This is a genomic window from Bacillus paranthracis (assembly GCF_024296885.1).
GTDB classification, from domain to species: domain Bacteria; phylum Bacillota; class Bacilli; order Bacillales; family Bacillaceae_G; genus Bacillus_A; species Bacillus_A paranthracis.
In genome coordinates this window covers 3,001,740-3,027,414 of sequence record NZ_CP101135.1, presented here as the reverse complement: position 1 = coordinate 3,027,414, position 25,675 = coordinate 3,001,740, and the positions used below count along the sequence as shown (strand labels likewise).

22 protein-coding genes are annotated in these 25,675 nt (G+C 35.2%); 16 read left to right on the top strand and 6 right to left on the bottom strand.

The genetic code is table 11. From position 1 onward, the window contains the following. Positions 1-75: 75 nt before the first annotated feature. Complete coding sequence (locus tag NLJ82_RS15460) at positions 76-486, bottom strand: DUF4279 domain-containing protein (RefSeq protein WP_000323206.1); 411 nt, start codon at positions 484-486, stop codon at positions 76-78. 269 nt (positions 487-755) lie between these two features. Between NLJ82_RS15460 and NLJ82_RS15455 the strand changes: the two genes are divergently transcribed. Then, a complete protein-coding gene (locus NLJ82_RS15455) occupies positions 756-1,214 on the top strand; it encodes a VOC family protein (RefSeq protein WP_001992609.1) in 459 nt (152 codons plus the stop codon). Positions 1,215-1,331: 117 nt separating this feature from the next. On the opposite strand, the gene NLJ82_RS15450 is transcribed toward NLJ82_RS15455, so the two are convergent. After that, positions 1,332-2,414, bottom strand: a complete 1,083-nt coding sequence (locus NLJ82_RS15450; RefSeq protein WP_000516912.1) for an S-layer homology domain-containing protein — start codon at positions 2,412-2,414, stop codon at positions 1,332-1,334. 380 nt (positions 2,415-2,794) lie between these two features. On the opposite strand from NLJ82_RS15450, the gene NLJ82_RS15445 reads away from it, so the two are divergent. After that, the gene (locus tag NLJ82_RS15445) at positions 2,795-3,127 is read left to right on the top strand and encodes a DUF3895 domain-containing protein (protein ID WP_001071913.1); all 333 of its coding nucleotides are present in this window, start codon (positions 2,795-2,797) and stop codon (positions 3,125-3,127) included. A 99-nt stretch (positions 3,128-3,226) separates the two neighbouring features. Here the strand turns inward: NLJ82_RS15445 and NLJ82_RS15440 are convergent, their stop codons facing one another. Next, positions 3,227-3,934 carry a DNA alkylation repair protein gene (locus NLJ82_RS15440; protein WP_000346345.1) on the bottom strand — a complete coding sequence of 236 codons (708 nt, stop codon included), beginning with the start codon at positions 3,932-3,934 and terminating at the stop codon, positions 3,227-3,229. A 304-nt stretch (positions 3,935-4,238) separates the two neighbouring features. Between NLJ82_RS15440 and NLJ82_RS15435 the strand changes: the two genes are divergently transcribed. The 12 genes from NLJ82_RS15435 (at position 4,239) to NLJ82_RS15380 (ending at position 21,285) form a co-directional block, all read left to right on the top strand. Next, entirely contained in the window at positions 4,239-4,697 is a 459-nt protein-coding gene (locus NLJ82_RS15435) for a hypothetical protein (RefSeq protein WP_000978302.1), read from the top strand. A 526-nt stretch (positions 4,698-5,223) separates the two neighbouring features. Continuing rightward, on the top strand, positions 5,224-6,999 hold the full coding sequence (locus tag NLJ82_RS15430) for an S-layer homology domain-containing protein (protein WP_001022197.1): 1,776 nt from the start codon (positions 5,224-5,226) through the stop codon (positions 6,997-6,999). 313 nt (positions 7,000-7,312) lie between these two features. Next, a complete protein-coding gene (locus NLJ82_RS15425) occupies positions 7,313-8,065 on the top strand; it encodes a DnaD domain-containing protein (protein WP_000312124.1) in 753 nt (250 codons plus the stop codon). Positions 8,066-8,174: 109 nt separating this feature from the next. After that, positions 8,175-11,594: a DUF4132 domain-containing protein gene (locus tag NLJ82_RS15420; RefSeq protein ID WP_000210767.1), complete on the top strand. Its 3,420-nt coding sequence runs from the start codon at positions 8,175-8,177 to the stop codon at positions 11,592-11,594. Between the two features lie 99 nt (positions 11,595-11,693). Continuing rightward, complete coding sequence (locus tag NLJ82_RS15415) at positions 11,694-14,084, top strand: penicillin acylase family protein (RefSeq protein WP_000454343.1); 2,391 nt, start codon at positions 11,694-11,696, stop codon at positions 14,082-14,084. Between the two features lie 553 nt (positions 14,085-14,637). Then, entirely contained in the window at positions 14,638-15,465 is an 828-nt protein-coding gene (locus tag NLJ82_RS15410) for a helix-turn-helix transcriptional regulator (protein WP_000762809.1), read from the top strand. 293 nt (positions 15,466-15,758) lie between these two features. After that, the gene (locus NLJ82_RS15405) at positions 15,759-15,998 is read left to right on the top strand and encodes a cupin domain-containing protein (protein ID WP_000997182.1); all 240 of its coding nucleotides are present in this window, start codon (positions 15,759-15,761) and stop codon (positions 15,996-15,998) included. A 201-nt stretch (positions 15,999-16,199) separates the two neighbouring features. Continuing rightward, positions 16,200-17,267 (top strand): glycoside hydrolase family 113, encoded by a 1,068-nt coding sequence (locus NLJ82_RS15400; RefSeq protein ID WP_000739757.1) that lies wholly within the window; start codon positions 16,200-16,202, stop codon positions 17,265-17,267. A gap of 89 nt (positions 17,268-17,356) precedes the next feature. Next, entirely contained in the window at positions 17,357-17,548 is a 192-nt protein-coding gene (locus NLJ82_RS15395; protein WP_000670803.1) for a DUF378 domain-containing protein, read from the top strand. Positions 17,549-17,756: 208 nt separating this feature from the next. Then, positions 17,757-18,839: a 3-phosphoserine/phosphohydroxythreonine transaminase gene (gene serC / locus NLJ82_RS15390; RefSeq protein WP_000442933.1), complete on the top strand. Its 1,083-nt coding sequence runs from the start codon at positions 17,757-17,759 to the stop codon at positions 18,837-18,839. A gap of 12 nt (positions 18,840-18,851) precedes the next feature. Continuing rightward, positions 18,852-20,024 (top strand): 3-phosphoglycerate dehydrogenase family protein, encoded by a 1,173-nt coding sequence (locus NLJ82_RS15385; RefSeq protein ID WP_000490255.1) that lies wholly within the window; start codon positions 18,852-18,854, stop codon positions 20,022-20,024. Between the two features lie 13 nt (positions 20,025-20,037). Next, the gene (locus NLJ82_RS15380) at positions 20,038-21,285 is read left to right on the top strand and encodes a DUF1015 domain-containing protein (RefSeq protein ID WP_001063065.1); all 1,248 of its coding nucleotides are present in this window, start codon (positions 20,038-20,040) and stop codon (positions 21,283-21,285) included. A gap of 110 nt (positions 21,286-21,395) precedes the next feature. On the opposite strand, the gene NLJ82_RS15375 is transcribed toward NLJ82_RS15380, so the two are convergent. Together NLJ82_RS15375 and NLJ82_RS15370 are read right to left on the bottom strand one after the other, a co-directional pair. Next, positions 21,396-21,806 (bottom strand): DUF3224 domain-containing protein, encoded by a 411-nt coding sequence (locus NLJ82_RS15375; protein ID WP_000454088.1) that lies wholly within the window; start codon positions 21,804-21,806, stop codon positions 21,396-21,398. Positions 21,807-21,881: 75 nt separating this feature from the next. After that, positions 21,882-22,913 carry a S66 family peptidase gene (locus tag NLJ82_RS15370; RefSeq protein WP_000905853.1) on the bottom strand — a complete coding sequence of 344 codons (1,032 nt, stop codon included), beginning with the start codon at positions 22,911-22,913 and terminating at the stop codon, positions 21,882-21,884. A 286-nt stretch (positions 22,914-23,199) separates the two neighbouring features. Between NLJ82_RS15370 and NLJ82_RS15365 the strand changes: the two genes are divergently transcribed. After that, on the top strand, positions 23,200-23,841 hold the full coding sequence (locus NLJ82_RS15365) for a F0F1 ATP synthase subunit alpha (protein WP_000525495.1): 642 nt from the start codon (positions 23,200-23,202) through the stop codon (positions 23,839-23,841). 178 nt (positions 23,842-24,019) lie between these two features. Further along, on the top strand, positions 24,020-24,289 hold the full coding sequence (locus NLJ82_RS15360) for a 2TM domain-containing protein (RefSeq protein ID WP_000438991.1): 270 nt from the start codon (positions 24,020-24,022) through the stop codon (positions 24,287-24,289). Between the two features lie 332 nt (positions 24,290-24,621). On the opposite strand, the gene NLJ82_RS15355 is transcribed toward NLJ82_RS15360, so the two are convergent. Then, positions 24,622-25,494: a LysR family transcriptional regulator gene (locus NLJ82_RS15355; RefSeq protein WP_001992586.1), complete on the bottom strand. Its 873-nt coding sequence runs from the start codon at positions 25,492-25,494 to the stop codon at positions 24,622-24,624. Positions 25,495-25,675 lie beyond the last annotated feature (181 nt).

Genomic DNA, 25,675 nt, shown 5'->3' with positions numbered 1-25,675 from the left:
TGGGTACAAGCAAGATAAAAAATAGAGTCACATAAAAAAACGCTATTGATTCCAATATCAATAGCGTTTTTGTTTTTAATAAATATTTAGATCAAAATGAATTTCTGCTTGAATGGAACTAGCAAAATCAATAATGTTTTTTTGTAAATACATTGCGGGTGATTCGTTATTCTCAATTTGAATGACTACCATAAATAGAAATTCTAAATCATATTTTTTCTTAAGCTGTTTTAATGGTTCTGTTTTCTCTTCAAGTGATTTTAGAATAACATACAACTGATTATTTATATCGTATGATTCTTGATAGCCAGTGCTTAAAGTCCAATTAGTTTCTTTTCTATATAGGGTTTTGGTGGATACAAGATTCGGATTATCACGTCTTGCAACAACATCACCTTTTTTATAAGTTCTTGTAGGCTCGATACTTAGGGCTTCAGTAATTGCTTCAAGGGGGAATATATCACCCGTTGCACTAAAATAAGCCATAACTTTGGTTTTATCCAGAATGGTTCCTCCTCTATTATTAAGATGTTATTTATATTACATTATAAAAACTTACAAATGTATTTACTAGAATGTAAATGTTTTTTTTATTGAATTTCGGCGTTGGGACATGAATGATAAAGCTAGATATACATACCTTTGTAGGAAAGAACAATTATACAAAAGTAGGATGCTTAAAAATATATTAATTTGTATGATAAAAACAAAATATAATTTAAAAAATCAGAATGTAGGGGAGGGAGCAATATATAATGATACAAAGCATATATGAAACTCATTTACATGTAAGAAATTTAGAAAAAGCGATAGATTTCTATCAAAATAAGTTAGGATTAACAGTAGCAAAAAAACTATTGAAAAGACGAGTTGCATTCTTTTGGGTAGGAGAACGTAAAGAGCAAATGCTTGGATTATGGGAAGTACATAGTAATGAAGATTTTGAGATGAAACACTTCGCTTTTCGTGTAGATGTAGAGTTTTTAAAGATTTCTAAATTATGGTTAGAGAATCGTGGAATAGAGGTAGTAGGGAGTCAGGGGAAAGGGAATGAAGAACCAATTGTTCAAAGATGGATGCCAGCTGCAAGCGTATATTTTCTAGATTGTGATGGAAATAAATTAGAGTTTATTTCTATGTTATATGATGATCCAGATGAATTAGAATATGCAACGTATTTAAGTGAATGGGAAGCGGAGCACCAAGAAGAATAAAGTGAAACTTTAATCAGTAGGGGTTTTATAGCTTTGTATTATGTTAAATAGATAGAGACAAAAAATCCTTCAAGAAAAGGCATGTTCTTGAAGGATTTTTTTATTGTTTGTAACTTATTAACGATCTTTACGTTTAGATATTTCAGCGCGTTGAATATAACCATCAGAGAAGCTGAAATAAAGAGAATAGCTTCCTCGATTATATATAAAGCCTTCGCTAGTCATATCCTCTCCGATTAAATCGGGCTCACCAAACCACTCTTTTAATTCATTGATAGAAATATCCATTTTCACCCATATATATCTAGCGTCCCAAGGGTACATATCAATATTATAATCGCCGTATACCGCTATATTAGGTGCATCACATTCTGTACATGGTGCTTTTTTCAAAACATCAGGCACTCCATATTCTTTTTTTACTTCAGATATATCTTTACGCAATGAATTTAATGTAAATGGACCAAACGTTCCATTCTGTAAAGCGGTTGTTAACATTTGTTTCAGTTCTTCTTTTGAATTGATGTTGAAATTATAATTTCTGTTTTTTGCTATTGCATTATAGAAAAATTGTGCATACTGCTCACGCTTCACAAATGTGTTTCCGTTAAAATTACCGGACTCGTCACCTTGTGCTATACGGTTACTACGCAGTGTATTTACAGCTTCATAAGCCCAATGACCTTTTGGTACGTCTTTAAATTTTCCTTGTTCTTTTGATTCTAAATGAAATGCTTTTTGTAATATTACTGCCATCTCATATCGAGTTAATACATCATCTGGACGGAATGTACCTGTTCCATCACCTGTCATAATTCCAGCTTGCGCAATGGCTTTAATATCTTTTTCAAACATATGATTTGCAATATCACTAAACATATTTCCTTGTTTATCGTCTACTTTTAAACCTAAATGTCGATTGACTAAAGAAGCTACCTGTCCTCTAGTAACATTGTCGCCAAAACCAAATTTCCCATTTCCATACCCCTTATAAATCCCTGCTGCTGCTAAGTAATCAATAGCATCTTTTGACCAGTGGTCCTTTGGTACATCTGTAAATACAGTGTTCGTATTACTAGCTACATTATAGCTATTCGTAGTTGTTTGTGCATTAGCTGTGCCTACCATCGTTGTAGTTACTAGTGCTGCAGTAATTACGAATCCGAAAAAATTTTTAGCTTTGCTTGTTTTCTTCCCCATTTGCGCAAGCCTCCCCGGTTTCATTTAGCTTTATTAAATATACTCATTACGATGCATGCATTTAATACAACTAAATGCATGCATCGTAATTGTAACATGTAAGTTATAATTATTTGTCATTTATTTCCGTAATGTGGATGGAATTTTGATAATATAACCAAAAATGTGGATAATTGATATTCAGCGTTATTTAATGATGATACATACAGTAAAATGTTCTGTTTTCCATTCTACGATAGAAAACAGAACGTATATTTGGTATAATCGAAATATACTATATGAAACGATGTACATGAGTTTGACATGTATGTATTAAGGTACGTACTACATAACAATAACTACGCTTTATACAAATCAATCGTTAGAAAGGAAAAGAAGTAATGAATCAAATTTCATTTGAAGATTTATTTGAAGAAGAAAACGCGAAAGAAAAGGTGGAGGTAGCTGAAATACCAGTACCTTTATCACCATTGCAAAGAGATATATTGGAATTAATGGATTCTGAAGAAATAAGTGCACTTGAGCTGTGTGAACAATTAATACGAGCTGGAAAAATATCAGATGAAAGATTCACAACGAATAAGCCGAAAGCATATGGAGAAGTATGCTTACTATTAGAAGGATTTGTTAAAGAAGGAAAGCTTATTTTTGTCAAAAGTGATGAGAAAAGAGATAGGGTTTATAAATGGAATGAAGAAGCTTCTAACATATAAGTTGTCCAGAGGCAAACGAATGTTTTCTAAGAAGAGAGTTCAGTAGTCAAAGAAAAAAGTGGTAGCAATCACGAAAGATTGCTACCACCTTTTTCTTTTTTAACATCTTACATATTTACGTTTGAACCCAAGTCTGCCTCTATCAAGTTCTTTCTGAATACTCTCTGCAGCATTTAGCAAACTGCTTTTTTTATTAGCACGTTTTACTTCAACTATACCAACTTCTTTTGCAATCTCGACTGCCTTTTCGTGTAGTGGCACATATGAAATTGCTACAGTGTTTAGAAAATTATTCATAGCGGATTTAGTTCGTTCTGGCGAATCATGGATTGTCTTTTTCACCATTTCAAGCATATCGGAAAGTTTGCTTTCAGAAAACTCATCGTCTTTGCGATTTCCTAAAAGCCAGCAGTAGCAACTCCAGCCTGCAGACATTTTAAGCTCTTCACCACTTGCAATCCATTTATCAGCAACTTCTTGAGCGATATTTGATTCGGATAAAGTAACTGCCACCACATAATCAGACAACATATAAAAATACGCTCCGTCTATCCATCGATCAAAATCAGACTCCCTCATAGCTTTCGGGTCCGCAATAATGCCTGCAAAATACATAGCATCGTAGTTGCCTGTGGCATAAAGTTCTTCTGCTAACTTTTGGTTTATTTTTATTTTTTTTGCGATTGGTTTCATAGCACCTGTAGCTACGCCGAAAACTGGTTCCTGCGCACCGTTAGATATGTATATTTTTTTCGTTCGTTCCTTGCCTAGAGCTTCAAGCTCTTGCATAACTGTTTTAAAATCCAAAGCTGTGCACTTCCTTTCTTTATGTAAAGACCATTTTAATTGCGAACAACTAGCCAATATTTTTTATCATGTTTTCCATACTTTCTAATTTTAAATCTTATGTGAGTAGGATGTCTACTTTCTATCATTTGTTGATAATTCAGTTAGTGATTTTGAAATTTTAGCTTTTTACATAGAGTTTTAGCATAAAAAAACTAATGATTAAAATTTCACTTTAACTTTGACTCTTTCTCGGTATTATCATGTTATTATTTGGTAAGGGGATAAATGGAATGTAAAGTTAAACATGTGAGGTTGGTTATAAATGATGAAGACATTTACGAGAATAGTATTAACTGCAGTGATGCCAATTAGTATGAGTATGGGTTGTGAAAATACTGAAAAAACTGAAGCAAAAGAGCCGAAAGCGATACAATCGGAGAAAAAGGATTATACGGATTACTCATATGGAAGCAAAGGTATAGTAGTAAGCGGAAAAGCGAAAGAACGTCAACAATACGAGGTTGGATATATGGATGATAACAAGTTAATTGGGATTGACGAAAATATTGAGGACTGTATTGTGTTAGATAATAAGGATAAAGCAGGTCTTGTTTGGAAACAAATAGAGCGTGGATCGATTATTGAAGTGCAATATGGTAAGGATCGCAATGATATTGTAGGCGTACAATTAGTAGGAGATCGTGAGCCATACGAAATTAGTGATAAGTTTGATCGAAATACGATAAACGAGATTGTCGAAAATGTTAAAGGGAATTTGTAATAGAAGCTAAAATGAAAAAATATTTAAATTTACTATTAATAAAGTCGATTCCTTATGGAGATAAGAAATCGACTTTATTAATTATCTTTTTTGTAAGTTGTCTTTCCAAATAAAACTCATTTCAATGTAAAAGGTTACATCTATATTATCGCAAGAATGTAAAAATGTTAATATTTTCAAAGAGAAAAGTATAAGGAAACAGCATTTATTTAATAGAGACTTGATAGTTATGAAAAATTATAAACATCCTTCTTGTTGAAGCAAAACAGTAAAAGGTATCCTAATCTATTTTTTGAGAAGTAGTAGTGTGCAAAAGGGGACAAGTTCTTTTGACGGCAATAGCAATTGGTTATAAAATAATGTCTGTTAAGGGATTTTTTAGAAACTATCATTCGCCTGCTGGGGATAAAATGAAAAGGCGGAATAACCATATTTTTATACATAGTAGATTCATAGTCTTTCACGAATGAGAAAATAAAGGGAGGTTGAGATATTTACACGAACAGTGTAGATATCGATTACAGCAATGAATATTAAAAAACGAGTAATCGCACTATCAACAAGTCTAGTAATTTTAGGGAGTGCACCTTTATCAATATCAGCAGAAGAGATAAATAAATCTCATAATGACCAGCTTCGTATTGCACAAGGGGAGCGTGGAACGAACGTATTACGTTATTCTAATTTCAATCTAGAAACTCCAGATCACATGCAAATTAATGAAGCAGAAGTATCAGAGAACGAGGAAATTCTTCTAGAAGAATATAAACATAAACATGATGAAACAGAAGAGTTACATAAAATGAAAGAAGCGAAAAAAGGTGAAGTAGCAGAAGATGAAGCCATTTCAAATATTGAAAAGGCATTTGAACATGTAGACGGTCGAAATGATGGTTCTACTCGCGAAATGAAGCCGGTTGAAAAGCGAAGAGCTATTCAGTATAGCGCATCGATGACTACGAAGAAATATGGAACACTTGCAGGTGTCCCGTTTGTAGAGTGGATTGTTCCAGCAGGAAACCCTGATATTCGCCCCGCTAATCCGATGAAAGCACGTTATATTACAATTCACGAAACTGCAAACACTGCCCGCGGTGCAAATGCTGAAAACCATGCGAAGTATTTATATAAACAAGCAACGGAAGGTACGTTCCGAACAGCTTCATGGCATTTTACTGTAGACGATAAACAAATTTATCAGCACTTACCAACAAATGAAAACGGTTGGCATGCAGGAGATGGGGATGGATCAGGAAATAGAGAATCTATCGGGATTGAAATTTCAGTTAACCAAGATGGAGATTACAATAAAGCGTTAGAGAATGCAAAGAGACTTGCAGGTTATTTAATGAACAAAGAAGGTATTAGTGCGGACCACATTTATAGGCATCAACAATGGAGCGGGAAAAACTGTCCTGATATTTTAATTTCTCGTGGGAATTGGACTGGCTTCGTACAAGGTATTCAATGGTATGCAAATGTTAACGCACAAATTGATTCGCCTTTACAAGAAAGAAATGAGCTATTTGATTCCAATGAATATAATCCAGCTGAACCTAATATGGAGCTTGTAGTGAATGGTGATGGTATAAACGTACGTAGTGGTTCGGGACTTGAACATCATATCGTTCGTAAAGCTTCAAACGGAGATCGTTACAAAGTGTTAGCAGTTAAAAATGGTTGGTATAAAGTAGGTAACGATGAGTGGATTTTCTATAACCCAAGTTGGATTAAAATAAACTATAATATGCCACATAAAGAAGTACAAAAACCAAAAGATGATATTACAGGTGGATGGTTTGAAGGGAACATTCGTAAGCTGAACAGCCTTGGAATTATGCACGGTGAAGGAAATGGTGTATTTGCGCCTTATCGTAATGTAACGAGAGCTGAGTTTGCTGCATTAATTTCAAATGCTCTCAAGCTACCGGAAGGAGATAAGTCATTTGTAGACATTAACAAAGCGCATCCATCACTTCATAGCGGTATTAAACGTAGTGCAAGTGCAGGAATTATTAACGGTCGTGGCGGCGGGATTTTTGATCCTAACGCATCTATCACACGTGAAGAAGCATCGATCATGATTGACAACGCATTACAGTATAAAGGTGTTACAGGTGAATTAGTTGCATTGTCATTTAGGGATAAACATTTGATCACATATAAACAGCCTGTTCAACGATTATATAGTTTAAAGGTAGTTACAGGTGTTGGAAATAATGTGTTTAATCCGAAAGGCACGACAACTCGTGGTGAAGCAGCTGCCTTTTTAGTAAAGATGTTAGATGCAAGTCAAAAATAGAAAGAATGATAAAGGAGCTATCCAAAATGAGAATTTGGAACAGCTCCTTTTTATGTAAGCCCTTATTAAAGCCCCTTCCAAGCCCCTTCCAAGCCCCTTCCAAGCCCCTTATAAGCACCTACCAAGTAATAAATCACTAAGAAAAAACAAAACAAAAACAACTACAAGAACAAAAAAGCGCGAAAAAATAAAACCGTCGTTGTAGTAGTTAAAAAAATTTGGAATTCAACTGCAAAAACCAAGCCCTCACTCCTATATGTATATTGAAGGATTGAAATCTGCCTTTTTATAAGTGCGAGGGGGAGGTAAACATATGGCGGTGTACCGTAATGTGCAAGTGAACTTTTGGCAAGATGAATTCATATTAGATTTAACGCCAGAGGAGCGTTATTTTTACATATATTTGTTAACTGGTACGAAAACGAAGCAATGTGGAATTTACGTATTACCGAAGCGAGTGGCAGAGCTGGAAACAGGTTACAGTATGGAAACTGTTGAGAAATTGTTAAGTAGATTTGTGGAATACGGCAAGATTTTATATGATGCGGAAACGAAAGAGTTATATATAATAAATTGGCTACACTATAATCCTATTTTAAATACGAATGTAGAAAAATGTGTGTTACGTGAGTTAAAGACTGTAAAAAATAAAGAATTCATACATATGTTTTTACGTACGTGTCTGGAAGGAAAATGGAAGATTCCATTGTTATTGCAGTATTTTGGTATGCCAGAGGAAGAGGATACTAGTAGTTTACAAGAAGTTGTTGAAGAAATAAAAGATGTGGAAGTGGAAGAGGACACTCTACATAGTGAAGTTTATAAGTTTTACGAGCAACATATAAGTAGTCTATCCCCATATATCGTGAAGGAATTGGAAGAATGGATACGAAAAGTTTCAGGAGAGAGAGTATTAGAGGCGCTTAAAATTGCGTTTGAACAGAATAAGAGAACGCTCGCTTATGTGAAGGGGATTTTGAGGAATTGGTGTATCGAATATGGTGGAGAGAAGTGTGTAATGGGTAGTTTAGAGAGAAGGAGAAGTGTTTTGAGTAGTGTGTTTTAATTTACATTAATTTAATATAGAATGTATGTTCGTTTCGGTAGATTTTATGCTATACTACCATTAAATAAGGATGTTTTTATAATGGATAAAAGATGCGGGGGAACAAAGTTTGACTACAAATACAACTCGGTTATTTCAATATATTCATATGACAGAAAAACAGGAACAATTATCACTGCTATATTTACAAACAAAAGAAGAAGAGATTTTGAAAGATATTCAATTAACGACAATTCGAGATCAAAGAAGAGGCGATTTTGCTGAGCGGTTTATAAATGATTTTAGGAAAGTGCATAAGCAAGATCCAGCTTTCTTACGATTATTCTATTACTTGTTAGGGGAGCAGTTGTTAAATGTTCTTATAATAAGGTTTAAATATGTAGATTTTTCTAATATGAAGGTTTATTTAGAAAAAAGTGCACTTCCATTGGATCAACTTGTAGTCATTGCATGTAAATATTTAACTAATATCTCTAGTTATGTGAATGAGGCGTATAGTTTTCTGAAAGAGTTAACAAAAGAGAATCCGAACTATATAGAGAGACAATTACATACTTTACTAAATAAGCAACAACTATCACTACTTCTCGTAATGTTTGAAGTAGATTATGAGAGGTTCCATACGTATAGCTCTTTATTGGAAGAGAGATTAAAAGAACATGCTGAATTTATTTTGAATTTGAATGGGGAAAAGGAAAAGATTGAAGCAACTGAAAGATATATAAAAGATGAAAGTGATAGGGAATTATTTTTAGGTGGAAATTTACCGGACTATATTTGGCGACTGTTATTTCATGTCCATAAGTATTCAAACGTTGCGAGGCGATATGTGGAAATATTAGCAAAGAAAAACGTGTGGGGGTTTATAAATCATGCTACGTGTTACGTGTGTCAAACTCTCAATCAGCCTCAAAATTATAAACGAACAGGGAGTGTAAATAAGAAAACCTATAATGAAATTCAAAGTTTTTGTAAACAGTTTTGGATTTCTGAGGAAAGATTCTTTGCGCACCGCCTGAGGCAACATGATTTAAATAATGAAGAATTTTGTAAAGCGTATGAATATGAAATGTTATGCTCCGTGGCGGAAGAAAATCCTGAATTTGTTCAACGTACTTTGCAGTATGTAAGTAAAAGTAATTACCTCATAATCGCACGAATGTTAGCTGAAAAAGGACATGAGTTAAATAGAGGGAGAATGCGAGAAGAATTTTTTATCGCTGCTTTGCAACTTAAGTTGTCTACGGTGCGGGATACGTATCGTGATTATTTACTCGGGAAATTGTCATTTGATGAAATGAAGCAAATACTTACAAACCCGAAATATAGAAATATGTATTGGGATATGCCAGTTTTAGAAGTTGTACTTCTTTGGGATATAGATGATGTAGCAAAAAGAGAAGCGGCACTTACCTTGCAATTTGGAGATGTATATAGTGTTAATTTATATGAACTTCTGTATGAGTGTTCAATTAGAGGAATAGAACCAGAACAAATAATAGAAGATCTACTTTCTTACGGGCTAAGTAAGGAAAAGCTGATCGATTATTCAGTTGAACAAGTCTCACATTATGTAGAAGAGAGAAATAAAGCGAAGGAAGCGCTCGTTACAATCATTGTAAAAGAACAGGCATACATAATGGAACGATTTGATACGTATTCTGCTGAGGCAAAAGCGTATATTTTGAATGAATTAGCAAGAGATAACAAGGTTGAAATACGTCCAGTTTTAATTAAAAACTTAGGTGATTCATCTAAAAAATTACGTAAGTCTATAGTTGAGCTGCTTTCAAAAGACATAGAAGCGGCAGAATATGTAGCGGTTGAACTGAATAATAAAAAGAAAATTGTTCGTGAAAATGTGATGAAACTGCTTATAGAGTATAAGATCGAAAAATATACAGAACTTGTACAAGAAGCTTTGCAAGATAAGAAGAATGCCTCTTTGGCCGAGAAGTTTGCTCCGTTACTTGAAACGGAGAGAAGCGCAGAAAATATAGAAGAACTTTGTGGCCGTATCGTAACGGAACAAAAAAGAAATTCACTTCTGCAATTGATTGGGGATGAACCACAAATCCGTCTTCGTCATTCTAATGAAATTGCCGATGCTACAATTCCATTAGCTTATTTGCAGCAGTACATTTCAGATTCTGTTATCGAGAAGAAAGAAGAAGCTGAAGCGATTGGGAGTACTTTAAATGAACAGGACTTGAAAGAATGTGTGCAAGAAATATATCAAACATGGATTTCTCAAGATGCAGATGTGAAGAAACGCGGTATTCTTTCGTTATATGGAATATATAGTGATGACAAAATGGTCGGCATACTGAAAAAGCAAATCGATGAATGGGTGCTCGATATGCGAGGGAAAATTGCAGCTGATGCTGTTCGGGCTTTAGGCTTGTCCTCATCTAAGCTTGCACTTATGTCTATTCATGCAATGGCCTTTAAATATAAACATAAACAAGTGCGTAATGCGGCAAAAGAAGCACTAAGTCTCGCTGCAAAAACACGTAGTATAACGGAAGAGGAGCTGGAAGATCAACTGGTACCAAATCTTGGTTTCAATATACGTGGTGAGAAGGAGATTGATTTTGGGAATAGGTGTTTTACGGCCATATTAACTGCAGAGTCAAAAATTGAATTAGAGACAGAAGAAGGGAAACGTATGAAGTCACTTCCAAAGCCGAATGCAAAAGATGATATAGAAAAAGCTGAATTAGCTAAGAGAGAGGTATCCACTTTAAAGAAAGAGCTTCGAAGTGCTCTTTCCATGCAGAAACAACGTTTGGAAGCTGCTCTATCAAGAAAGCGCTATTGGTCATACGATTCGTGGAAGGCGCTATTTCTGGAGAATCCAATTATGAAGCAATTTGCAACTTCACTTATTTGGGGTGAATATACGGAAGGAAAGTTACTGGAAATGTTCCGTTATGCGGAGGATGGTACGTTTTATTCGGTGATAGGAGAGAATCATGAATTTTCGTCTGGAACCGTGATTGGTTTCATTCATCCGTTAGAATTATCCGAAACGGAAAAGGAATTGTGGAAAGAGCAACTGGAACATTCTAAGATTGTCCAGCCGTTCTTACAAATGGAACGTCCAGTGTTTGTAGTAGAGGAAAATGATAAGGTTACTGTTGAGAGGTTTGGTGGTATTTTATTAAATGGTCGCTCGTTATTCGGTAAGATGACGAAACTTGGATGGATTCGCGGATCAGTTCAAGATGGCGGTGTGTATTATACGTTTTATAAAGAAGATACTCGTACTGGATTAGGGGCACAACTGTCATTTAGCGGAGCGCCGATTGGCTATGAAAATGAAGAAGATATATGTGTGTATGATATTGAATTTTATAAAGCAGGTACAGTGAATCGTGGTTCATATGAATACGATGAAATTGATGATGAAAGACGCATTGTGCCAAAAGAAGTAGATAAGTATTTCTTTAGTGAAATATTATATGATGTACAATTAGCGACCGATTCAAATCTTGGTCATAATGAAAGCTGGCGTAATAAACGATAAAAATTCCCCCTTCATTTGTAGGAAAATGAAGGGGGTTTTCAACTTTTCAAAAAGGTTCTTTCAAAATAGAAGCGAATAGTTTGAGAAAGGAGGGGTTATATGGAAGTTGTTATAAAGAAGAAACGAACTAGGGGTAAGAAAATTTTCATTTGGTCTAGTAGTATCGTTCTTTTATTAGTTATTTGTACAGCGATTTTTTTAAACATATATACGCTGAAATCTGTGCCAAAGATAGATGGAACGATAAAACTAGAGGATTTACAACGTGCTGTTACGGTAAAGCGAGATAGTAAAGGAGTACCACATATTAAAGCGGAAAATGCACATGATTTATATTTTTCGCAAGGGTATGTACAAGCGCAAGATCGATTATTTCAAATGGATTTAAGTAGAAGGCAGGCTTCTGGGATGTTAAGTGAAGTGGTGGGGGAAGCAGCTGTTGATCGAGATAAGTTGTTTCGAACGCTCGGTTTACGGCGAGCAGCCGAAGCGTCTGTTAGTCAATATGATGGGGAGGCGAAAGATGCTCTGCAGTCATTTGCAGATGGGGTGAACGCTTTTATACGCGAGGCAAAAGAGGAAAAGAAATTGCCGGTCGAGTTTACTATATTAGGCTATGAACCTGCTGAATGGTCTATTGTTGATACGTTAACAATTGGAAAGTATATGGCGTTTGATTTAGGCGGACATTGGCATGGACAGGCATTTCGATATTGGGCGCTGAAAAATTTGCCGAAAGAGCAAGCAAATGAGTTATTTCCTACATATCCGAAAGATGCGCCTAGATTGCTAGCTGAACTCGAGAATACAAATGTGAATGTTGTACAAAGTTTTGCAAAAGCAATCATTCCACCAGAGTTTAATGGTAGTAACAACTGGGTTATAAGCGGTGAGAAGAGTGCATCTGGTAAGCCGATTTTAGCGGATGATCCTCATTTATCTCTTGCGACACCTTCTATTTGGTATCAATCGAAACTTGAGATGAAAGATTTACATGTGAGTGGCGTTATTTTCGCTGGCGTACCCGGGGTTATATTAGGACACAATGACAAAATAGCATGGGGCGTTACGAATACAGGTCCTGATGTACAAGATTTATATATTGAGAAGAGAAATCCTAATAATGAAAATGAATTTCTGTATAACGATAAGTGGGAAAAAGCTACCGTTGTGGATGAATCTATTAAAGTAAAAGGCGGAAAGACAATACCGTATAACGTTACCGTTACGAGGCATGGTCCAGTTATTTCAGAGTTTGCGGATAAGGGGAAGAAGAAAACGAAAACAGTATTCGCTTTGAAATGGACTGCTTTGGAGCCTTCCGCTGAATTAAAGGCTGTATTAAATATGAATAAGGCGAAAGACTGGAATGAGTTTGAAACGGCACTGCAAGATTTTCATACACCAACTCAAAATTTTGTATTTGCATCAAACGACGGCACAATTGCTTATAAAGCAAATGGAAATATACCAGTGCGTAAAAAAGGTGATGGTAGTCTGCCTGTGCCAGGATGGACAGATGAATATGAATGGGAAGGGTATATCCCGTATGATCAACTTCCAAAAGTAATCAATCCAAAACAAGGGTTTATTTCAACTGCGAATAATAAAATTGTAGATGATAATTATCCGTACCATATTAGTAATACGTGGGCGCAGCCATATAGGCAAATGCGTATTCAAGAGTTTTTACAAGAGAAGGAAAAATATACAGTGAAAGATTTAGAAAAATTACAGATGGATCAAAAAAATTTATACGGGAAAGAATTTACTCCTATATTTTTAAAAGAGTTAAATAAAGTATCTTTAAATGAAGTAGAGAAAGAAGGTGTAAAACAATTAACGAAGTGGAATTTTTACGATAGTAAAGATGAGGCGGCACCGTTACTATTCCATTTGTTAATGAAAGAGATTTCAAATACGTTATTTTCAAAAGAAATACCGAAAGATGTGATGGAGTTATTTGAAGGGAAGTCACAAGTTGTGGATGAATTGATTCGAAAAGAAGTAGCAGGAGAAAATAGCGCTTGGTTTAAGAAATACGGGGGCTTCACAAAAGTTGTGCATACATCGTACGAGAATGTAATGAAGAAATTACAGAAGGAATATGGACCCGATGTTACAGAGTGGAAGTGGGGCGATTACCATCAACTTGCTTTTACACATCCAATTTCAAAATCATCTAGTATGTTAGCACTACTTGCATTTAATCGTGAGAAACCAGTTCCAATTGGCGGAAGTCAAGTTACCGTTCAAGCGGCGAGTTACGGAGATAACGGTATTGTCAATCACGGAGCTTCTTGGCGATTCGTTATTGATACGAAAGATATGTCAAACGGTTATCATATTGTAGGACCAGGACAATCAGGACATTTTAGAAGTGATTGGTATCATGATCAAATAGATGATTGGGTAAATGGCACGTATCATACGACTACATTGAATACGGAGGGGATAGAAGGGAAGGTGTTAAATTTGGAGCCGAAGTGATAGAGTGTTTTTGTTTATGGAGAGGACTAGTAATAATCTTTTTGATAATGAAATCTTATCATTTAGAACATAACCCAGTTCTTAAATCATTTTAACAGCCAGCCTACTATCATTTAATTGGATAGTAGGCTGTTTCCATCTTCGAAATACGCTGTAGCAACTTCTTCAGGATTACGATTATTTCTACATGCTGCAAGTGCTGTAACTAATAAAGCCATTACAACTATTAACATGATCATTCCAGTTTTAAGGGGAATTAGTTAACAAAGACCAGATATTATTTGCAACAGAACTGTTCCTCTGTACCCCTTGTTTCATCATTTTTCTAGGCCATCCAACTTGACAAATGTTTTTTTATCAAACTACAATGAAAATCATTATCAATAATAGAGGGAGGATATTTTTGTAAATAAATGAAAAACAATATATTTATAGGTTAATAACTAGATGTTGTTAAGTCGTATGTACTATTTTTAGTTTAGCGTTGCCCAGAATGTACACCAATTAATCTCACGAATTACAAGAAAACTATAATTGAAATGAGGCTTGCATTGTGAAGTTGGACGTGAATGAGTTAGCAGAGTATCTTGCCAATACTCCTTTCCGAGTAGAAGGAGTATATCGTTATGCTAAAAATCCAGGTGTGCCTTGTGCTGAGTCTACAGATTCTTTCCCAGGATTTGTATTTCCACTTACAGGGAAGACGCAATTTCAATTTAATGGTACGCCGTATATCCTTTCCCCAGGAAAAGTTATACATGGGGGTGCAAAAATGACATTAGCCCATAAAATGCTTGGTGAAATAAACTGGGAATATATTCTTGTTTTATATCGGATAAGCAATTCAGAACGAGAAGACTCTGGCTTTACTCATCAGCATTTTGAATTGTTAACAGGGCAATCTCCTCGTCTTGTCGAATTACTTATGCGTCTTTGGGATGTGTATAATCAGCGAGGAGGCATTTCGATGTTTCAGACTGAAATGCTGTTTCGCGAAGCGTTGAATGAAGCTTTATTAAGTGTTGTCAATAGAGAAAACAACTATGAATCGCATACTTTATTCGAACGAATATCTAGTTACGTTCATAAATACTATTATAAAGATATTACAATAAATACGCTTACAGAACAAAATAATGTTAATCGAAATCGTCTTTCTTACGTGTTTAGAAAGCATGCAGGTATGGGGCCAGCAGAATATTTATTGAACTATCGTATAAAGATGGCTCAAAAAATGTTATGTACAAGTGGTGTGCCTGTACAACAAATTGCGCAGGCTGTTGGAATCGCAGACCCTTTTTATTTTAGTAGAGTTTTCAAGAAGCGGGTTGGCATTTCGCCTACTAAATATCGCGAGAAGTTCATCAATAATCCATACTAATGTCAACAGAGGTCCATTCTTATTTGAAAATCACTGTTCTATACTTATGGAGAGTTAAAGGAAACATTAGATTGAAAGTACTTTCATTGAAATCACTCCTTTGTACTATCTGAATGAAAAGTTCTGGCCTGAGCATTTTCTTTTTAAGCATAATAACGACTTTTTTACTTAGATTACTGTAATATAGCGGAAGTTGAAAATGAGGAGGGATCATTATCCATTACCAACCTATTAAACTAAATGACGAGTTATCTAAAATTAACGATTATTGGTATCCACAAGTGATTAGTGAAATGAATGACGATCAAATTCAGCTTTTTAAAGCTAATGGAGATTTTATATGGCATGAGCATCCTAATACAGATAAGCTATTTATTGTGCTTGAAGGGGAGATGTTCATCGATTTTCGTGATGGACAGGTGAAAATTTCTAAAGGCGAGATGTTTATTGTCCCGAGGGGCGTTGAGCATAAACCGTTCACTGAAAAGGAATCCCACATTATGTTGGTAGAGCCTAAAAGGGAAATGGATTGATAATCGTAAAAAGATAAAAAAGGAGCGGAAATCCGTTCCTTTTTTATTTATCTTACTATTTTTGGAAACTTAGTGTGAATAAAATGTGAATAAGGGATGAATAGCATTTTTATCAATAAAAATTTATTGGATTTTTTGTGGAATATATATGAAACGTTGTATAAAATAATCAAGAAAGCCAAAAATTATAGGGGGAAAGTTGTGAAGAAAAATAAGAGTTTAATAAGTTTTTTAGGAGTGTTTATTATGCTGTTTTCTTTTTGTTTTCAAGGAAATGTACAGGCAGATGTAAATACTGTTCAATCTGGAAAAATTAAATCAGGAAATGTAACGGTATGGGAAGTTGGAAATATAGCGAAAGTGTTAGCTGATGTAGAGCGCTTAAATTTAAATACAGTAAATGTACCGATTCAGGTAGATATTCCGAATGTGACTTCTACGAACATGGTAATTAATCAAGCGCAAAAGCAACAGGCTATTATTTTAATTCAAGAATTATTAAAGCGTAATATTCAAGTTATAGTAGAACCGTTCCCATATATTCAGCAAGGAAATGTTGGAGAAACGGAATGGAATCCAAGTAATATTAATGATTTCTTCTGGAATTGGAAAACGGTTATTTTGCAAGACATCTTTAACTCGATTACAAGTAAATACAATGTGTACGGGCTCAAGATTGCTTCTAATTTCGTGAATATGGAATATGCAGAAGGATATTGGAGCGATACGATTGATTTTGTTCGCCAGCAGTATAAAGGAAATGTTTTGTATCAAATGAATTGGTGGTTAACAGCAAGCTGGGATCCTTCATATGAAGCGAAGTTTGTTGAGAAAATAAATCGTCCGTATTTAAAGAAGGTAGACATTGTTAGTATCGATAGTTGGTTTGAAGTTTCGGAAAAAAGAAATCCATCATACGAAGAAGTGAAGCAAAGTTTATTTGCGACGACAGTGTATAACCGTGGACAAAATGTTGTTCAACAACTAGAACAATTACATAAAGCAACAGGAAAACCGGTTTATTTTGGTGGATTTAACGTTCCAGCGCGTGAACTAGGCTTACAAAATCCGTGGAATCCAGATGTTTCTAATGTGTTTTCAAAAGACGTACAATTAAACGGATGGCGCGCTTACCGTGACGTATTAGAACCGAAGCCATATTTTAAAGGCTTTTCAATTTGGTTTATTGGATCAAATAATAGTACGCATGCGTATCAAATACATAGTCAAGAAACGGCGGCAGTTATTAACGGCTGGTACCGAAAATAATTTTTATAAAATAGGTAAGTTTTAAAGTTTACCACATATATTTCTAGTGAAAGGCCTTTCACCATCTTATCACCTAGGGGGCAATCATAATGAAATTTTTGTCTTACCTTACAGTAATTTTGGTGATTCTTGGCGGTTTGAATTGGTTATTTGTAGCGTTAGATTACAATGTAGTTGAGAAATGGTTTGGTTCTATGCCGGCGCTTGTGGACACTATTTATTGGCTCATTGGTCTTTCTGCAATTTATCAAATTTTTGATCGGTTCTTTACGGATAATTAGCTATTATTCTTTTATTACTAGAGTGTTAAGTACGATTATGTACTTAACACTTTTTTATATGTTTATAAAAAAGTTTACACATGCAAGCGATTCCATTGCTTCTTGCGCCGTAATACTAGAAAAGAAATTGACCGTGTCTTGTATTGTGGGTTATAATTCAGAAAGTTTAAAAAATATTAAAATGAGAAATAGGGAGGTCATCCGGGTGATGGAAAGAGTGTATAATTTTTCAGCAGGACCATCAATACTCCCTTTGCCAGTTTTAGAGAAAGTGCAAAAGGAGCTTGTAAATTATAACGGGACAGGCATGTCTATTATGGAAATGAGTCATAGATCTTCTTATTTTCAAAGTATTATAGATGAAGCGGGTAGCTTACTTCGTGAATTAATGAACATTCCTGATGAGTATGAAGTATTGTTTTTACAAGGTGGTGCTTCATTACAATTCTCTATGATACCGTTAAATTTAATGAATACGTATAAAAAAGCAGGGTACGTATTGACTGGTTCATGGTCTAAAAAGGCACTGCAAGAAGCTGAAAAAGTTGGAGAAGTACAAGTGATTGCTTCTTCTGAAAATGAGAAGTTTACGACAATTCCTAAACTGGATGGTTTACTAGGCGATGAAAAACTAGATTATGTACATATAACAACGAACAATACAATTGAGGGTACGAAATATGTGGACATTCCACATGTAGATAAAGTACCACTCGTTGCGGATATGTCCTCAAATATTTTATCAGAACGATATGATGTTTCAAAGTTTGGTCTTATATATGCGGGAGCGCAAAAGAATCTAGGGCCAGCGGGCTTAACGATTGCAATTATAAAAAGAGATTTAATTGGGGGAGCAGATCGCTCTTGTCCTACAATGTTAAACTATGAAACTTACAGCAAAAATAACTCCTTATATAATACACCGCCGTCCTTTAGTATTTACGTAACGAAACTTGTACTAGAGTGGCTGAAAGAGCAAGGTGGGGTATCTGCGATTGAAGAACAAAATAGAATGAAATCTTCACTACTTTATAATTTCTTAGATGAATCAAAATTGTTTACTTCACCAGTTGATCGTACGTATCGATCACTTATGAACATTCCGTTTACAACACCGTCAGAAGAGCTGAACAGTGAGTTTCTACAAAAAGCGAAAGAACGAGGACTTGTTACACTAAAAGGACATCGATCAGTCGGTGGTATGCGCGCTAGTATTTACAATGCGATGCCAGCACACGGCGTACAGCAATTAGTAAATTATATGAAGGAATTTGAGCTTGAGAATAGATAGGGAGATGGGGATATGTTTCGTGTTCAAACGTTAAATCAAATTGCAGAAAAAGGTTTGCAAGTGCTTAGCGGAGAGCACTATGAAGTAGGGGAGAGAATGGATCACCCAGACGGTATTTTACTTCGCAGCTATTCTTTACATCAAGAAGAGTTTTCAAAAGATTTAAAGGCGATTGCCAGAGCTGGTGCTGGTGTAAATAATATTCCTGTCGAGCGATGTACAGAAAAAGGGATTGTAGTATTTAATACGCCAGGGGCAAATGCTAATGCAGTAAAGGAACTTATTATCGCCAGTCTTATTATGTCTTCACGTAACATTATTAACGGAGTAAGCTGGACGAAAAATTTAGAAGGTGAAGAAGTACCGCAGCTTGTTGAATCAGGAAAAAAACAATTTGTTGGATCTGAAATTGCGGGAAAACGTCTAGGAGTTATCGGGCTTGGTGCAATAGGTGCTTTAGTTGCGAACGATGCGTTAGCTTTAGGGATGGACGTTGTCGGATATGACCCTTACATTTCAGTTGAAACAGCTTGGCGCCTTTCTACACATGTGCAAAGAGCATTTAGTTTAGATGAAATTTTTGCAACGTGTGATTATATTACACTGCATATTCCTCTTACGAATCAAACGAAGGGGATTATTGGTGAACACGCTGTAGAGAAGATGAAAAAAGGGATGCGTCTATTCAATTTTTCTAGAGGTGAACTTGTAGATGAAAAGGTTCTTCAAAAAGCGTTAGAAGAAGAGGTTATTGCACATTACGTAACGGACTTCCCAAATGAAAATGTGATAAAGATGAAAAATGTAACTGCGACGCCTCACCTTGGTGCATCTACGTCTGAATCAGAAGAAAATTGTGCAGTCATGGCAGCGCGTCAATTACGTGAATATTTAGAGACAGGAAATATTCGTAACTCAGTCAACTATCCAAACGTAGAATTGCCGTATATCGGAAAGAAACGTATTACAATCATGCATCAAAACGTTCCGAACATGGTAGGACAAATTACAGGATGTTTAGCAGAACATCATATAAATATTGCGGATATGATTAATCGTAGTAAACATTCTTGGGCGTACACGATGATTGATATTGATAACGGAATTGATGATATAATAAAAGAGAACATTGTGGAAAATATAAGCAAAATTACAGGTGTTGTAGCCGTTCGAATGATTGTGTAAAGGAGAGAGGAATGTGGCAAAAATCCGACCGTTTCGGGCCATTCGTCCAGTAGAAGAAAAAGCAGCACAAGTTGCAGCTTTACCATATGACGTATTAAATAGTGAAGAAGCAAGAGAGGTTGTAAAAGGGAATCCGTATTCTTTCTTACACGTTGATAAAGCAGAAATTGATTTAGACCCAGCGCTTTCACCGTACGATGATCGCGTATATGAAAAAGCGGGTGAAAATTTAAATCGATTGATACGAGAAGAAGTGTTCATTCAAGACGAAGAGCCAGCACTATATATTTATGAACTGACGATGCAAGGAAGAACGCAGTCCGGTCTTGTCGTTTGTACATCTATTGATGAGTATGAAGACGATACAATTAAAAAACATGAAAGAACGCGCCATGAAAAAGAACTTGATCGTATTCGCCACGTAGATGTGTGTGACGCAAATACAGGTCCTATCTTTTTAACGTATCGTACAAAAGAAGAAGTGAAACGTTTCATCGCAAACTGGAAAGCAGAACATACGCCAATCTATACATTTACAGCGGAAGACGGGGTTAGGCATGTTGCTTGGAAAATAACAGATGAAGAAGTAATTGCAGGCCTAGTAAACGTATTTGAAGACATTCCTAATCTTTACATTGCAGATGGACATCACCGCTCCGCATCAGCTGCGAAAGTAGGGCTTATGCGAAGAGAACAATATCCGAATTACACAGGAGAAGAAGAGTTTAATTTCTTCCTATCAGTTTTATTCCCTCACGATGAATTATCAATTTGGGACTATAACCGAGTTGTGAAAGATTTAAATGGCTTGTCAGAGGAGCAGTTTTTAAATCAAATTACGCAGTACTTTTATGTAGAAGAAGCATCTGTTTCTCCGTATAAACCAAATGAACCAAAAACATTTGGCATGTATGTGAACGAGAAGTGGTATAAGCTCACAGTGAAAGAGGAAACGTTTGATGCGAATGATCTTGTGAAAGGTTTAGATGTATCTATTCTGCAAGATCACTTATTAAGCCAAGTACTTGAAATACATGATCCGCGATCTGATTCACGTATCGACTTTGTCGGAGGAATCCGCGGATTAGAAGAACTAGAACGCCTTGTAAATAGCGGTGAATATAAAGCGGCGTTCTCGCTATATCCGACATCAATGGAATCTTTATTAGCAATCGCAGACGCTGGAGAAGTTATGCCGCCAAAATCAACGTGGTTTGAACCGAAACTGCGTAGTGGGTTATTTGTACATTCTTTAAAATAATGATAGACTTCATTAGTTTGAAAAACCGAAATGATTTTAGTTTCGGTTTTTCTTATTTTAAAAGAGTTAAGGACATTCCTAGTATTACAAGAAATGTCCTTTCCACTAAATTATAGGGTATTTTGCTGAAATTCAAACTCTAAAATTAGTTTACTAGTTTGACCTGCAAACTGATAATGATAGGATCCTCTCAGGTTTTCTAAGTTACCGGTAGCTTTAATAATTGTTCCTGGAGAATCTAAATTTCCTTTATCAAATATTCCTTGCTCTATAGCTGTAAATGTCCCTTGTTGCCCCTTATAAATCCCTTCAAAGTGTAAAAATCCAGAAATTTTAGCAGTAGCCAAGTGACCATCATTTATATTTGAGTCTAAATAATATAATAAGTATTCAACAAAAGCCTTTCCTTTTAATTCCCCATCAATATCATATTCAACATGAGCAATATTAATAGGGAAATCTTTTTTATTATCATCGATTGGTTTTTCATCCCATTTACTTACTGTAAATGTTACTTCCATACACGTAATCTCCCTCCAATTATATACTTTTAAAAAGTACCAATTCACAGACATATCTCATAGGAGTGTTTTTATTCATTCCACGCCACTCTCTAAAATAGAAAAAGATACATTTTCACAATCAATTTCCGCCATCGCACCGTAAGGTAAAATAAACTTCGGTTCAGTATGGCCGAAATTTAAATTATAAAGGATCGGCAAATCCTCTAAATGATGTTCCTTCATAACCTGCAGTATTTGATGTTTATATTCTTCATAATATTGTTCATCTTTCGGTTTACCAAAAATGATACCTTTTGCTTTTTGCAGAATGCCTTGCGCTGCATAATTTCGCAACCAATACTTTATATAACTTGGTTCTGGATGATCTTCAGAAGTTTCAAAGAAGAGAATGCTATCCTCCCAATATTTTTTCTCAGGCCAAAGTTCCGTTCCTTTTGCAAATTCCAGTACTTCTATACAACCACCAATTAAACGACCTTGTACAGTGGTAGAGCCTTGAAGTAACTCATATCCATTGTTTTGTTGCATCGTACGTCTTGTATCCTTATTTATCTCTATCCATTCTAAACGCTCACTCGTCCATTCATGAGCTGGTTGAATTTCGCCAATCGTTTCATTGGAAAAGAGAGTTCGATTTACCATTTCAATTGTATATGGATCCATTTCTACATTTTCGGCAAAGTCGGTCAAAATTGCCGGACCGTATAAAGAGGAAAGGCCTGCTTTATGACAAAATAAATGTGAAATAGTAACGTCAGAGTATCCCATAAAAATTTTCGGATTTTCACGTATTACATTAAAATCTATATGAGGAAGTAAGCGAATGCTATCTTCACCGCCAATATTCGCAATAATTGCTTTCACGCGCGTATCTTGAAATGCTGTCATTAAATCTTCCGCACGAGCTTGTGGGTTGTTATAAATGAATTCGCTACCTTTTAAACTATTTGGCATGGGAACAACCGTAAGACCGAAAACTTCTTCTAACCTCTTTACCCCTTGCTCATATCGCCATCTTATTTCAGGATCACCTGCTCCTCCCCATGAAGGACTTACTGTTGCCACAATATCTCCTGCCTGTAATCTCTTTGGTTTTATTAACATGTTAACTCCGCTCCTACATAATGTAATGGACTATGATTATCAAACTGTAGTATTGAAAAATATGATGCATGACATTAGTTTCTTCATCATCAATTCGTTTACCTGCTGGTGTGCAAGAATTTAGCAGTAGTATTGAATATAGGGAAAAACGCTTTATATTTAAAAAGCACAGTATGCATCATTGCATGAGAAAGAGGGTTGCTATTTTTTATAACCTGTAACTATAATAGTTACAGGTTGGTCGTATCCAATCAAAAAAAATCATCATGAATGGAGATGTTTCATAATGGGTATGAAAAAAATAATTTTAGCAGGTGCTTTAGGAATCGCAGCATTATCAGGAACAAATGTACCAGGATTAGAACTAACAAAAGCGAGTGCAGCTTCTATGGAATCGAATTTCTCGACGTTAGAAGGACGAGTAGTAGAAGTAGATAACGGTGTAATTGTTGTAAAATCTAAGCAATACGAAGAACCTGTTAGCGTATATATAGATTCACTTTCAAATGTGAAAGTAGGAGATGAAGTAAAAGCTACTGGATCTATGATGCGTAATTTTACAGAATATATGGTTGCAACTGCAATTGAAAATACAACAAACAAGTTAGGTATGCATATGAAAGAAGACGGCTCACCTGATTATGTAATTGGAGAAGTAGCAAAAGTAGGAACGATGGAAGATGAGGGAGACGGTGCTACTAAATATGCAGTAGTGGAGTATCCATCGCTAAACGGGAAGAAAGTGATTATTGATGTTTTCTTAACAAAGGGACAAGTATTTCATACGGGTGAGAAAGTGAAAATTGATATGAAGTATGTAGGCTGGGGCGGAAGTTCTATTAACTGGAACACAGTTGACCATATTGAAAAAGTTCATGAGGTAAAGAGTAACGTTGAAAATAATGATGATGTTTGGATTTGGTCTTAATTAAAAACCTGTAAATAACAAAAGTATCATGTAGTATCCAGCAAATGTTGATGTGTATAACCATTTGCTGGATACTTTTTTGCTTTGTATTTTTTGAGAATAAGGAATATCCGACTAGAATATGATGTTTAAATCGGAGTAAATTTAAAAAATACAATAATGAAAGAGGTGTTTATATATGGAGCGAGATGAGAATTATTTACGAGCTAAAAAAAGAGTAGAGAATTTAAAAGCGTTTTATATTCATTTAGCATTATATATACTAGTTAACTTAATGCTTTTTTTTATAAATATAAGCTCTGATTCAAGTAAATTATGGTTTTTATATCCACTTGCAGGCTGGGGGATTGGTATCGTTATACATGGTTTGACAACTTTTCCATTCGGGATATTCGGAAAAGAGTGGGAAGAACGAAAGATTAAAGAATATATGGAGAAAGATAAGTAAATTTATTTTAATCATTCGATTTTCAAAATAATACTGAGGATGGGGTATTGTTCTACGTCTGTTTAGAAAAATGGGATATAAAGCAGTAAGGTGTGACGCTCGTGGTAAAGACCTTACGGAGGATTTCCATTCATATAAATCTCTTTAAAAAACAAAGATGCGAAGTCTCTTCTATGACTTCGCGTCTTTGTTTTTTGTTTAGAAGGATTAATAAGCTATTCACATAAGCGACTAATATAACATGTCCAATAACAATAGAAGAAATAATTTTATAAACGAGGTAATAGCGATGGAGAAGCGAATAGATTTATCGCTACACTTCTAAGTTTTATTTATGTACATTCTATAAATCGTTGCGCTCTTTTAGAAAGCTTCCGACCTTTCAGCCATATAATTGATGATTCAGACTCATAAGGGAAATCTATTAAATCTACTATTTTTATAAATTCTTGCGGGATATGAGATACAGCACTTTTCGGTAAGATAGAGGCACCGATGCCAGTCATGATAAGCATAAGAATAAATGCTGAGTCAGGACATTCACATGCTATATTTAATGTTATACCAAGGTGCTTGCATTCATCGATGACAAGCTGATGATAGCTATTTTCTTTATCTTTATGTAAAAGTAAAAGGGGAATATGGCTTAATTCGGTTAGAGGGATTGGGAGGTGAGAATGATATAGTTCCCATTTAGCAGGCATGACTAATACGAAAGGTTCTTTTGATAAACAAATACTAGAAAAAACATCTTTATTAAAAGGTGTACGCAAAATAGCAAGTTCGATATGCCGATTTTCTAATTTCTCTATTAAGTATGAAGGGCCACCTTCCCATATTTTTAAGTTCACATTTGGATAGTTATCTTGAAAATAGCGTATTTTTTCAGAGAGAAAAGGAATGCAAGAATGAAATGCTCCAATAGATAGCTTGCCCCTTAGGCCTTCACCAGTATCTTTAATCTCCGTAATAGTTTCTTCTAATTGAAGAATAATGTTTTTGGCTTTCGTATATAAAATGTTTCCTTCTTCAGTCAAATACATATTTCGGCCGTTTCTTTCAAAGAGGTTTACTGATAATTCTTGTTCTAGTAGCGATAGTTGTCTACTTAGAGGTGGCTGTGCCATATGAAGTCGTTGGGCAGCACGGGTAAGCTGTTTTTCTTCAGCGATTACAATAAAGTAACGAAGTTTTCTTATATCCATGTCAAAGTCCCTTTCTATACCATTTTTGTATGGGAAAACAACCTTATAGATAGTTTTCATATAATCTCCCACATGATATCATAAACAAAAAGTTTTAAAAATAGAAAATTCTAAAAATTTAAAATAATTTTCGGGAAAGTAATAACTTGAAAATAGATCATATCGTTTTGAGGGGGGATTT

What these genes read in the sequence shown, in the direction of transcription:
- serC (WP_000442933.1), top strand. Translation starts at nt 17,757, where the DNA reads ATGGAAAGAGTGTATAATTTTTCAGCAGGACCATCAATACTCCCTTTG.
- NLJ82_RS15430 (WP_001022197.1), top strand. Translation starts at nt 5,224, where the DNA reads ATGAATATTAAAAAACGAGTAATCGCACTATCAACAAGTCTAGTAATT.
- NLJ82_RS15375 (WP_000454088.1), bottom strand. Translation starts at nt 21,806, where the DNA reads ATGGAAGTAACATTTACAGTAAGTAAATGGGATGAAAAACCAATCGAT.
- NLJ82_RS15415 (WP_000454343.1), top strand. Translation starts at nt 11,694, where the DNA reads ATGGAAGTTGTTATAAAGAAGAAACGAACTAGGGGTAAGAAAATTTTC.
- NLJ82_RS15355 (WP_001992586.1), bottom strand. Translation starts at nt 25,494, where the DNA reads ATGGATATAAGAAAACTTCGTTACTTTATTGTAATCGCTGAAGAAAAA.
- NLJ82_RS15460 (WP_000323206.1), bottom strand. Translation starts at nt 486, where the DNA reads ATGGCTTATTTTAGTGCAACGGGTGATATATTCCCCCTTGAAGCAATT.
- NLJ82_RS15385 (WP_000490255.1), top strand. Translation starts at nt 18,852, where the DNA reads ATGTTTCGTGTTCAAACGTTAAATCAAATTGCAGAAAAAGGTTTGCAA.
- NLJ82_RS15405 (WP_000997182.1), top strand. Translation starts at nt 15,759, where the DNA reads ATGAATGACGATCAAATTCAGCTTTTTAAAGCTAATGGAGATTTTATA.
- NLJ82_RS15455 (WP_001992609.1), top strand. Translation starts at nt 756, where the DNA reads ATGATACAAAGCATATATGAAACTCATTTACATGTAAGAAATTTAGAA.
- NLJ82_RS15395 (WP_000670803.1), top strand. Translation starts at nt 17,357, where the DNA reads ATGAAATTTTTGTCTTACCTTACAGTAATTTTGGTGATTCTTGGCGGT.
- NLJ82_RS15365 (WP_000525495.1), top strand. Translation starts at nt 23,200, where the DNA reads ATGGGTATGAAAAAAATAATTTTAGCAGGTGCTTTAGGAATCGCAGCA.
- NLJ82_RS15360 (WP_000438991.1), top strand. Translation starts at nt 24,020, where the DNA reads ATGGAGCGAGATGAGAATTATTTACGAGCTAAAAAAAGAGTAGAGAAT.
- NLJ82_RS15370 (WP_000905853.1), bottom strand. Translation starts at nt 22,913, where the DNA reads ATGTTAATAAAACCAAAGAGATTACAGGCAGGAGATATTGTGGCAACA.
- NLJ82_RS15445 (WP_001071913.1), top strand. Translation starts at nt 2,795, where the DNA reads ATGAATCAAATTTCATTTGAAGATTTATTTGAAGAAGAAAACGCGAAA.
- NLJ82_RS15425 (WP_000312124.1), top strand. Translation starts at nt 7,313, where the DNA reads ATGGCGGTGTACCGTAATGTGCAAGTGAACTTTTGGCAAGATGAATTC.
- NLJ82_RS15435 (WP_000978302.1), top strand. Translation starts at nt 4,239, where the DNA reads ATGATGAAGACATTTACGAGAATAGTATTAACTGCAGTGATGCCAATT.
- NLJ82_RS15450 (WP_000516912.1), bottom strand. Translation starts at nt 2,414, where the DNA reads ATGGGGAAGAAAACAAGCAAAGCTAAAAATTTTTTCGGATTCGTAATT.